The 9,896-nt window shown below is 70.4% G+C and carries 10 protein-coding genes; 6 read left to right on the top strand and 4 right to left on the bottom strand.

Translation table 11 applies throughout. The features are described 5' to 3' along the window. Together VGX25_RS18105 and VGX25_RS18100 are read right to left on the bottom strand one after the other, a co-directional pair. On the bottom strand, positions 1-888 hold an 888-nt coding region (locus VGX25_RS18105), incomplete at its 3' end, for an ATP-binding protein (protein WP_326918989.1). Between the two features lie 148 nt (positions 889-1,036). Further along, positions 1,037-2,125: an S-(hydroxymethyl)mycothiol dehydrogenase gene (locus tag VGX25_RS18100; RefSeq protein ID WP_326918990.1), complete on the bottom strand. Its 1,089-nt coding sequence runs from the start codon at positions 2,123-2,125 to the stop codon at positions 1,037-1,039. Between the two features lie 100 nt (positions 2,126-2,225). On the opposite strand from VGX25_RS18100, the gene VGX25_RS18095 reads away from it, so the two are divergent. Further along, positions 2,226-3,671, top strand: coding sequence for an alpha/beta hydrolase (locus tag VGX25_RS18095; RefSeq protein ID WP_326918988.1), 1,446 nt, complete (start codon positions 2,226-2,228; stop codon positions 3,669-3,671). Here the strand turns inward: VGX25_RS18095 and VGX25_RS18090 are convergent. After that, on the bottom strand, positions 3,659-4,690 hold the full coding sequence (locus VGX25_RS18090; RefSeq protein WP_326918987.1) for a hypothetical protein: 1,032 nt from the start codon (positions 4,688-4,690) through the stop codon (positions 3,659-3,661). The genes VGX25_RS18095 and VGX25_RS18090 overlap by 13 nt on opposite strands. Positions 4,691-4,789: 99 nt before the next feature. On the opposite strand from VGX25_RS18090, the gene VGX25_RS18085 reads away from it, so the two are divergent. The 4 genes from VGX25_RS18085 to VGX25_RS18070 all read left to right on the top strand — a co-directional run bounded on the left by VGX25_RS18085 (position 4,790) and on the right by VGX25_RS18070 (position 7,791). Beyond that, entirely contained in the window at positions 4,790-5,437 is a 648-nt protein-coding gene (locus VGX25_RS18085; protein WP_326918986.1) for a helix-turn-helix domain-containing protein, read from the top strand. A 120-nt stretch (positions 5,438-5,557) separates the two neighbouring features. After that, the gene (locus VGX25_RS18080) at positions 5,558-6,772 is read left to right on the top strand and encodes a hypothetical protein (protein ID WP_326918985.1); all 1,215 of its coding nucleotides are present in this window, start codon (positions 5,558-5,560) and stop codon (positions 6,770-6,772) included. 17 nt (positions 6,773-6,789) lie between these two features. Continuing rightward, entirely contained in the window at positions 6,790-7,356 is a 567-nt protein-coding gene (locus tag VGX25_RS18075) for a hemerythrin domain-containing protein (protein WP_326918984.1), read from the top strand. A 195-nt stretch (positions 7,357-7,551) separates the two neighbouring features. After that, positions 7,552-7,791 carry a hypothetical protein gene (locus VGX25_RS18070; protein ID WP_326918983.1) on the top strand — a complete coding sequence of 80 codons (240 nt, stop codon included), beginning with the start codon at positions 7,552-7,554 and terminating at the stop codon, positions 7,789-7,791. Positions 7,792-7,820: 29 nt separating this feature from the next. On the opposite strand, the gene VGX25_RS18065 is transcribed toward VGX25_RS18070, so the two are convergent. Further along, on the bottom strand, positions 7,821-8,039 hold the full coding sequence (locus tag VGX25_RS18065; protein WP_326918982.1) for a hypothetical protein: 219 nt from the start codon (positions 8,037-8,039) through the stop codon (positions 7,821-7,823). 71 nt (positions 8,040-8,110) lie between these two features. Here VGX25_RS18065 and VGX25_RS18060 point away from each other — a divergent pair, with 71 nt between their 5' ends. Further along, positions 8,111-9,649, top strand: coding sequence for a DNA polymerase ligase N-terminal domain-containing protein (locus VGX25_RS18060; RefSeq protein ID WP_326918981.1), 1,539 nt, complete (start codon positions 8,111-8,113; stop codon positions 9,647-9,649). Positions 9,650-9,896 lie beyond the last annotated feature (247 nt).

Here is a 9,896-nt window from a genome sequence, read left to right as displayed (position 1 = left end):
CGCGCCGCCGGCACGGGTGGTGGCCGCGCACAGGGCCCGGACGAACCCCCGTCGCTGGGACTCCCTCGTGCAGAGCGTGAAGACCTCCTCGAACTGGTCGACCACGATGAGGACCTTGTTCGGCTGCGCCGGGTGGCTCCGCGGGCGGGCCGCAAGCACCCGCTGCACGACGTCGACCAGCCCGGTGGGATCGGCGGTCAACTCGCCGGCGAGCACCCGGGTTTCGGCACCGGCGAGGCCGGCGAGATGAGCGGCCAGCTCGTCGAGCGGTTGTGGGGTCGGGGTGAGCAGCAGCCGCGGCCAGCCGCGCGATCCGGGCAGCATTCCGCGTTCGAGCGCCGGGATCAGCCCGGCGCGCAGCAACGAGGACTTTCCGGCTCCCGACGGGGCGGCGACGACAAGGGGCCCCGACCCGTCGAGCCGCTGGGCCAGGTGCCGCACGACTTCCGCGATGGCGCGTTCCCGCCCGAAGAACCACTCCGCCTGGGCGGAGGTGAAGGCGGCAAGGCCCGGGTACGGGCAGATGTCGGCGGGGTCACCGTTCCGGTCCGGGGCCTGCGTGCCGACCGTGGTGGCGGACGGCTGATCCCGGGCGTATCTCCGGTCCGCCAACGCCTCTCTCGCCGCCACCCAGCGTTCGACGTCGCCGTGGCAGGCGGCCACGAAGCGGCGCACGAAGTCGGCGGTGGGCAGCCGGTCGGTGTTCAACGCACGGTCCACTGTGGACACAGGCATGGCGCCACCGTGCTGCCGGGCCGCCGCCTCGAGCTGCTGCAGCGAACGGTAACCGGCCCAGCGCATCAACTCGCGGAGAAACGACCGGAACTCCGCCTGGTCCGAGGCGGTGCGTGGATCCGGCTCCCGGTGCGCCCCGCCAACGCCGGGCATCGACCCTCCCGCGGCACTCGAGAAGGTTCGAACCTAAAACAAATTCACCAGACGGTGTCCGCCCGGATACCGAAAGCACCCGAATGTCGTAGCGGGCGGAACCCGGGACTCACCGCGTCGGGCGGCGCCGATCCGGAAACCGTTGCCGTTATTGGAACACCACCACCGAGCGCAGCACGCCGCCCCGGTGCATCTTGTCGAACGCCGCCTCGACGTCGCCGAGCCCGATCTCCTCGGAGACGAACCCGTCGAGGTTCAGCCGCCCGCTCCGGTAGAGGTCGACCAGCATCGGGAAGTCCCGCGACGGCAGGCAGTCGCCGTACCACGACGACTTCAGGGCCCCACCCCGGCTGAACATGTCGATCATCGGCAGCTCCAGGGTCATGTCCGGCGTCGGCACCCCGACCAGGACCACCGTGCCCGCCAGGTCCCTTGCGTAGAAGGCCTGCTTCCAGGTCTCCGGCCGGCCCACCGCGTCGATCACGATGTCCGCGCCGAACCCGCCGGTCAGCTCCCGAATCGCCGCCACCGGATCGGTCTCGCCGGCGTCGACCGTGTGCGTGGCGCCGAAGTCCTTGGCCCACTCGAGCTTCCGCTCGTCCACGTCCACCGCGATGATCGTCGCCGCACCGGCCAGCCGCGCCCCGAGCACCGCGCCGTCGCCGACACCGCCGCAGCCGATCACCGCAACCGAGTCGCCCCGACCCACTCCCCCGGTGTTGATCGCCGCGCCGATGCCCGCCATCACCCCGCACCCCAGCAACCCCACCGCCGCCGGCCGCGCCGCCGGGTCGACCTTCGTGCATTGTCCTGAGTGGACCAGCGTCTGCTCGACGAACGCACCGATCCCCAACGCCGGGCTCAACACGGTCCCGTCCTCCAGCGTCATCGGTTGCGCGGCGTTGTGGGTGTCGAAGCAGTACCACGGCCGACCCCTGCGGCAGGCCCGGCAGCGTCCGCACACCGCCCGCCAGTTCAGCACCACGAAGTCACCCGGCGCCACGTCCACGACGTCCGGGCCCACCGCCGCCACCACACCGGCCGCCTCGTGGCCGAGCAGGAACGGGAAGTCGTCGTTGATCCCGCCCTCCCGGTAGTGCAGATCGGTATGGCACACCCCGCACGCCTGCACCGTCACCAACGCCTCGCCGGGGCCCGGATCCGGAACGAGCACCGTGGCCAACTCCACCGGCGCGCCCTTGCTCCTCGCGACAACACCCGTAACCTTGTGCTCCACCCAGACAACGTAGAACAGGACCGGATCACCCACCAAGACACCGGATGGTCGCATCACCGGTCGCATTGACAATTCCCCGGGCGGGGAGTCGGATGCCCTCATGCGTATCGGACTGACCGCGCTGAGCACGGTCATGATCGCGACCTGCTCCTTCGCCATGGCCACGCCCGCCGCCGGGCAGGTGGCCTGCGCCGCGCCCGTGCCCAGCCCCACCCAACCCGGCTACACGATCGCCGATCCGCACTGCGACTTCGGCACCACGGTCGCGTTCACCCCGCTCACCGACGACCGGGGCCGGGAGATCTCCCGGGTGTACGCCGGGATCGCCAACGGCTCGGCGTACCGGATCGAGGTCCCCAAGCGCTGGAACCGCGAGCTGGTGCTGTTCGCGCACGGCTTCCGCGGCACCGGCACCACCGTCTGGGTGGACGACCCGGCCCTCCGGCGGTTCCACGTCGAGCAGGGTTTCGCCTGGGCCGCGTCGAGCTACCAGACCAACGGCTACGACGTCGGGCACGGCGTCACCGACACGCACGCCCTGATCGACCTGTTCGGCACGGTCACCGGGGCACGAAGCAGGAACGTCTACCTGACCGGAGTGTCCATGGGCGGGCACATCACGGCCGCCGCGATCGAGCACCACCGCGGGGACTTCGTCGGCGCGATGCCGTACTGCGGCGTGCTCGGCGACAAGGAGCTGTTCGACTTCTTCCTCGACGCGAACGTGACCGCGGCCGCGTTGACCGGCGCCGCGATCCGCTTCCCGGCCACGCTCGCCGAAGGGCAGGCGTACGCGCCGGAGTTCCGCCAGCAGGTCCTCGGCCTGCTGCCGCGGCTCGGCACCGGGTTCAACACGCCGGACGTGCGACTCTCCGAGCTCGGCATGGCGTGGCAGGCAAGCGTCGAGCAGCGCAGCGGCGGCACCCGACCGGGCATGGACTCGGCGATGGCGTACTGGAGCTCGTTCGGCCGCGCCCCGCTGACCGACATCCCGTTCCTTTTCGGCCTCTACCCGGGATTGTCGGCCGGCACCGCCGGGATCGCCCCCGGCAACGTGACCGACAACCGCCGCACCGTCTACCAACTCGACGGCAACCCGGCCCTCAGCGGAGCCGAACGGGCACTCAACGCCGCCGTGCTGCGGGTGGCGCCGACCGCGAGCGCGAGCCCCGACCTCACCGGAATCCCCGCGGTGACCGGCGATCCACGCATCCCGGTGCTGTCTCTGCACACCATCGGCGACCTGTTCGTGCCGTTGTCCATGGAGCAGATCTACGCGCGCGAGGTCGCCGCCCACCACCAGTCGCGGCTTTTCGTCGCCCGGGCCGTCCGCGGCAACGCGCACTGCGGGTTCACCCAGGCCGAGCTGCGGCGCGGGTTCACCGACCTGGTCCGCTGGGTGCGCACCGGCCACCGCCCACCCGGCGACGACATCCTGTCCCGGCACACCGTGTCCCGACCGACCTTCGGCTGCCGGTTCACCGACGGCGCCCACCCGGAGTTCGTCGGCGTCCCCTGCCCACCACGGTCGGTTCAGCCGCGGTAGTACTCGGCGAGCGCGGTGAACGCGGCCTTGGGTTCCCATGGCATGCCGGGGTAGGTGTGGCCGTGGCGGTTGTCGAGGACCTTGACGATGCCGGGGCTGGCCAGGTCCAGATCGTCGCGGGGGTCGCCGTCGGGGCGGTGGACGAAGCCGTCGAGCGCGAAGAGGAAGACGAACGCGCTGTCCACGCCGGCGTCGTCGAAGATCTCCAAGAGCTCGCGCAGGTACGCGGCCTGGCCGGCCTCGTCGCGGACGTACTCGCCGTCCAACCGGATCGCCGCGCCGGTGTCCTTGCTGAACTCGACGACCTCCAGGACGCGGCCGCCCCGATCGCCCGCGCCGCGGTAGGTGGCCGTGCCGAACTCGGTGATCGCGACCGGCTTTCCTTGCGCGACAAGGGTGCGGACGCCCTCGGCGAACCGCTCGGCGACCTCGGCCGACCGGTAGAGATCCACGCCCACGATGTCGAAGGGTGCCCAGTCGACGCGCTCGAGCGGGATGGCCGCGTAGGTGACCCTGCCGCCGAATCGTTCGCGGACGAGTGTGATCGCGTTGCCGAGGAAGTCGTTGACCAGGGCGCTGAGCTCGCCGACCCGCTCGCGCAGGCGATCCGGGTCCCGCTGGCCGAGCAGTAACCCGAGCCGATCGCGCTGGGTGTCGCCCGGCAGGAACCCCTTGTTCATCACGCTCAGCTCGGCGCCGGCGACGAACACCACCTCGGCGCCCTGCCGCCGGAGCCGTTCCGCCCGCTCGGCGCAGTCGGCGAACAGCGCCAGCATCTCCTGAGTGGTCAGCTCCAGCGGATAGGGCGAGAACCAGACCTCGAGGCCCAGCTCGGCGGCGTCTCTCGCGGCCAGCTCCAGCCGCTCGGAATCGCCGCCGATGACGCGGACCGCGGTGCAGTGCAGGTCGTCCCGGATGATGCCCAGCTCGCGCTTGACCAGGTCCTGGTCGAAGCGCTCCCGGGAGTTGGCTCCATTGAGGACGAAGCCGGTGTGGTAGCTGATTCCCTTGGCCCGCATGGGGTGTGGTCCTTCCTGCCGGTACGGGACTCAGCCTAAGCACAAAAAGTGCGCATGCGCAAGTTTGCGCATACGCACTTCGTGTGTGATGATGGCGGGGTGGCGGCGAGACGGGCGGGGTTGCGCGAGCAGAAGAAGCGGGCCACCCGTGAGGCGTTGCGCGAGGCGGCGCTGCGGCTGGCCCTGCAGCGGGGGCCGGACAACGTGCGCGTCGACGACATCGCCGACGCGGCCGGTGTCTCACCGAGGACCTACAACAACTACTTCTCCAGCCGCGAACAGGCCATCGTCGCCGCCGTCACCGCCGAACGGGAAGCGCGGGTCGCGGCCGCGGTCGCCGCCCGGCCGGCCGGCGTCCGCCTCGCCGACGCGGTGGTCGACGCGCTCGTGGAGCAGTACACCGACCCGGGCGAACGCGCTCGCGACGCGCTGCTGATGATCACCACCAGCCCCACCCTGCGCGACGCGTTCGTCGACACCGCCACCGCGATCGAGCAACCCCTCGCCGACGCGATCGCCCAACGCCTCGGCGACCCCGACCGGCACACCGCCCGCATCCTCGCCGCGAGCGTGGCCGCCGCGGTGCGCGTCGCACTCCAGCAATGGGTACGGCAGGCCGCCCCCGCGCCCGGCGGGCTCGTCGTGCCGTCCGGCTCGCTACCCGACCTGCTCCGCACCGCGCTCGCCCCACTCGCTCCGGCACTCGACGCGGCCGAACAACGACCACGACGACGCCCGCGCCGATGACCTCGTGTCGGGGAGCGCCTTCCGGCGCGCGCTTTTGGGTTGGGCTCGCGGGTTTTCCGCCGGAAGCGCGTGGGTAGCCGTGCGCGTCCGACCTTCCGACGTGACCGCATGGGGCGAGTGATGACCTTCAATCCGCTTGAGCAGCGCGGAATTCCGCTCGATCAGCAACTGCGGAACTGGCGTGAGCTGAACGTGCTTCCGGTGGATCCGGATCACAGCGATCCGTACACCAAGTGCCGGATCATCACGATGAACGGCATCGAGGTGGAGTCGATCCTGTTCAGTCACCAGTTTGCCAGGGTGTGCCAGGACCAGGAGGTCAAGCGCAGGCTGGCCGAGATCCGCTACATCGAGCAGCAACAGCAGAAGGTGGTGAACTGGCTGCTGCCCGGCCAGTCGTCGCCCCTGGAGACGACGATCTCCTACGAGCAGGTCGCCGTCGACCTGACCGCGTGGGTGGCCCGGATGGAGCCCGACCCGTACCTGAAGCAGGCCTACGAGTTCGGCGTGCTGGAGGACTTCGATCACCTGTACCGGTACGCGAACCTGTACGAGATGGTGCAGCACCGCAAGGCGGAGAAGATCGTCGACGGGTTGACCGAGGTGATGCCGGGGCGCCCGACCAAGTTCCATCACCGGCACCCGGCAGACAACGTCCGCGACCCGTACGACCGCAACTCCGCGGCGCCGCTGTCGAAGATGCACGCGCTGACCGTGATGTCGGCCGAGCAGCAGACCATGAACTTCTACATGAACGTCGGACCGCAGTACATGGAGCCGATCGCCCGCCAGCTCTACCAGGAGATCGCGCTGATCGAGGAGGAGCACGTCACGCACTACGAGTCCCTTGTGGACCCCGGGGAGACGTGGTGGGAACGGTTGCTGCTGCACGAGTACAACGAGTGCTACCTCTACCACTCGTTCATGCAGGCCGAGTCCGACCGCAAGGTCAAGGCGATCTGGGAGCTGCACCTGAACATGGAGCTCGAGCAGCTGCGCATCGCCGCCGAGCTGCTGCGCGAGCACGACGGGCGTGATCCGGCCGAGCTGCTGCCACCGGAGCTGCCCGCCCCGCTGATGTTCGAGCCGAACAAGGCCTACCTGCGCCAGCTGTTGGACACCCAGATCGACCTGACCACGCTGGGCTCCGGCTACGTCCGCGAGGCCCACGAACGGTTCGAGCGGATGCAGGACGCGCTCATGGGCGGCGAGACTCCGCCGAGCGAGGCGATCATCGACGCGCACCGCGAGGCGTTCGGCACCGACTACCGGCTGGAGACCGAGGGCCCGCATCCGGCGCCGGAACTGCAGCAGCAGGGCAGCAACCGCACCTGACCAGAGCGGAGACGATCATGACCGGCACCATGATCCAGCACGACGTGGTGGATCTGCTCATCGAGCAACATGCACAGATTCGCGACCTGTTCGGTGCGGTCGAGGCGGCCACCGGCGACGCCCGCCGCGACGCCTTCCGCCGGCTGGTCACGCTCCTTGCCGTGCACGAGACCGCCGAGGAGCAGGTGGTGCGCCCGCTGACCCGGCTGTCCGTCGACGGCGGCAACCAGATCGCCGACGACCGGCTCGCCGAGGAGCACGACGCCAAGCAAACCCTGGCGACGCTGGAAGAGATGGGCCCCGACGCGCCCGAGTTCCCCCGGCTGCTCGACCAGCTCCGCGTCGACGTGCTCGACCACGCCAGCAAGGAGGAGGCCTACGAGTTCCGCTACCTACGCCGCAATGTCCCCGCCGTGCAGCTGCGCGCGCTGACCGCGGCGGTCAAGGCGGCCGAGGCGATCGCCCCCACGCACCCGCACCCGGGCGTGGAGTCCGCCACCGCCAACACCCTTGCCGGACCGGCGCTTTCCCTGTTCGACCGCATCAAGGACCTGGCAAGGAAAGCCATCTCGGACAACTCCTGACGGCGCCGGGGGCTCGCCTGCGATGTCCACAGGCGACTCCGTGATCGCCGTCCCGCTCGCCGCGGTTCTCATGGGCGGCGGCGTCCGTTTGAACCCCGGTGGGCGGGTATCCACCTGGCGTGGGAGTTGATGACCGCCCGCTCGGGCAGTGAGGGGATCATCGTGACGTCGGACGCCGAGCACCAGGAGCACGCCATGCAGGAGCCGCCGCGCGGTTCCATCGTCCGGTACCGGGTCGATGGCGACGACGAGCGGAGCGCGGTCGCCTCGGGCGTCGTGACCGGCCCGGTCGAATGCGATCCCGGCACCGATCAGTTCTGGGTGGGTATCCGGACACTGTGGAACGACCGGCGACTCTGCCCCGATCTGATCACCATGGCGTCGATCGTGGAGATCGTTCCGCCGGCGGGCCAACGGGAAACCGACACGCGTTGACCGCTGCCGGGGCGCTGGGCGCCGGCCGGTCACCGCGCCGTGCCGCGGTCCTCGCGGTCGTCGTCCGCGCGGTCGTCGTTGTCGCTGACCAGGCTGCCGTCCGTGCCGACCCCGACGCCGGCATCTTCGTCCCGATCGACATCGCTGACCAGGCTGCCGTCGGTGCCCACGCCGACGCTGCCGTCCTCGTTCACCTCGTCGTGCTCGTCATCGGCACGCCGACCTGCGGATTCATCGTTGACAGACATGGGCTCCGGCTACCCGGCGGGGACCGCGGGAAACCAGTTCACCGACACCCCGGCCGGGGTACCCCGTGGTGATGAGCGCACGGCGGGCGACAAGGGAGCGCGGGGACCGGTTCGTGGTGCACCGGCACCGCGCCCGGCGGTTGCACTACGACCTGCGGCTGGAGGTGGGCGGGCTGCTGGCCAGCTGGGCGGTGCCGAAGGGGCCGACGCTGGACCCGAAGGCGCGCCAGCTGGCGGTGCAGGTCGAGGACCATCCGATCGAGTACTTCGACTTCGAGGGCGTGATCCCGTCGGGTCAGTACGGCGGCGGGGACGTCATCGTCTGGGACTGGGGCACCTGGCAGCCGGCCGAGGGTGTCGACCCGGCAAGGGCGATCGAGCGCGGCGAGCTGCATTTCGACCTGCGGGGTCAGAAGCTGGCCGGACGGTTCGTCCTCATCCGGCGCGACACCGACCGGCGCGGCCGGGACAACTGGCTGCTGATCCACAAGAACGACGATCACGCCCGGCGCGGCTGGGATCCCGAGCAGCTGCCGCGGTCGGTCAAGACCGGCCGCACCAACGACGAGGTGGCCGCCGCGCCGGAGGCCCTGTGGCGCAGCGGGGTGCCCGCCGGCGAGGCCGAGCTGCGGTTGGCCGCACCGGCGCGGCGGTGGGAGCCACCGACGGCCGACGAGCTGGCCGCGCTCGACGCGATCGACCGGGAGGGCCGGTGGGCGGTGGGCGGCCGCCGGGTGAAGGTGACCAATCTGGACAAGGTGCTGTTTCCCGGCCGCGACGGTGAACCACCGGTCACCAAGCGGGAGCTGATCCGCTACTACGCGCGGATCGCCCCGTTTCTGCTGCCGTACCTGGCGGACCGGCCGGTGAACGCCAACCGCTACCCCGATGGCGTTGCCGCGCCCGGGTTCTGGCACAAGGAGGTTCCGGATCACGCGCCGGACTGGTTGACCCGCTGGCACAACACCGAGGCCGACCCGGACGAGACCCAGTGCTACGCCGTGCTCGACAGCGTGCCGGCGCTGGTCTGGATGGCCAACTTCGCCGGCATAGAGCTACATCCGTGGACCTCCCGGCTGCCCGACGTGCACCAGCCCACCTGGGCACTGATCGACATCGATCCCGGCGCCACCACCCGGTTCGACGACCTCGTCGAGCTCGCCCGGCTCTACCGCGACGCCCTTGACCATCTCGACGTGGCCGGCATGCCCAAGGTCACCGGCAAACGCGGCATCCAGATCTGGATCCCGGTCCGCCCCGGCTACACGTTCGCCGACACCCGCACCTGGGTCGAGACGGTCTCCCGGGTCGTCGGCCGCATCCTGCCCGATCTGGTCAGCTGGCAGTGGTACCGCAACCAGCGCAGCGGGCGGGCCCGCCTGGACTACACCCAGAACGCCATCAACAAGACGCTGGTCGCCCCGTTCAGCACCCGCCCGGCCCCTGGCGCCCCGGTGTCGGTCCCGATCACCTGGGACGAGCTCGACGACCCCGACCTACGACCCGACCGGTGGACCATCCGCACCGTGCTCGACCGCGTCCACGACCTCGGCGACCCGCTGGCCCCCCTCATCGGCAACCCCCAGGACCTCCCGAGCCTCACCGACTAGCACTTTTCGAAAGTGCGTCCGACCCTCCCCAACTAGCGTGTTCGAAAGTCTCAACGACTGGCGTGTTCGAAAGTGTCCGCTGGAAGTGTCGCTGGGGTCGACCAATCTTTGGCGAGGGCGGCCGCCACACGACGACAAGGGCAGGGCGAGGAACGAGCCCTGCCCGCAGGCGTCGTCAGCCAACCACCTACGCCCCCCGACCACCCAACACCGGCCCGCAACCACCCACCCAACCCAACCCCAGGCC

The organism is Actinophytocola sp., assembly GCF_035942955.1.
Taxonomy (GTDB): Bacteria; Actinomycetota; Actinomycetes; order Mycobacteriales; family Pseudonocardiaceae; genus DASYTH01.
Note: the sequence above shows the minus strand (reverse complement) of the source record. Positions and strands in the feature narration are given on the sequence as shown.

Excerpts from the sequence above, each read along its gene's own strand:
- VGX25_RS18095 (WP_326918988.1), top strand. The coding sequence starts at position 2,226 with ATGCGTATCGGACTGACCGCGCTGAGCACGGTCATGATCGCGACCTGC.
- VGX25_RS18090 (WP_326918987.1), bottom strand. The coding sequence starts at position 4,690 with ATGCGGGCCAAGGGAATCAGCTACCACACCGGCTTCGTCCTCAATGGA.
- VGX25_RS18080 (WP_326918985.1), top strand. The coding sequence starts at position 5,558 with ATGACCTTCAATCCGCTTGAGCAGCGCGGAATTCCGCTCGATCAGCAA.
- VGX25_RS18075 (WP_326918984.1), top strand. The coding sequence starts at position 6,790 with ATGACCGGCACCATGATCCAGCACGACGTGGTGGATCTGCTCATCGAG.
- VGX25_RS18070 (WP_326918983.1), top strand. The coding sequence starts at position 7,552 with ATGCAGGAGCCGCCGCGCGGTTCCATCGTCCGGTACCGGGTCGATGGC.
- VGX25_RS18065 (WP_326918982.1), bottom strand. The coding sequence starts at position 8,039 with ATGTCTGTCAACGATGAATCCGCAGGTCGGCGTGCCGATGACGAGCAC.
- VGX25_RS18060 (WP_326918981.1), top strand. The coding sequence starts at position 8,111 with ATGAGCGCACGGCGGGCGACAAGGGAGCGCGGGGACCGGTTCGTGGTG.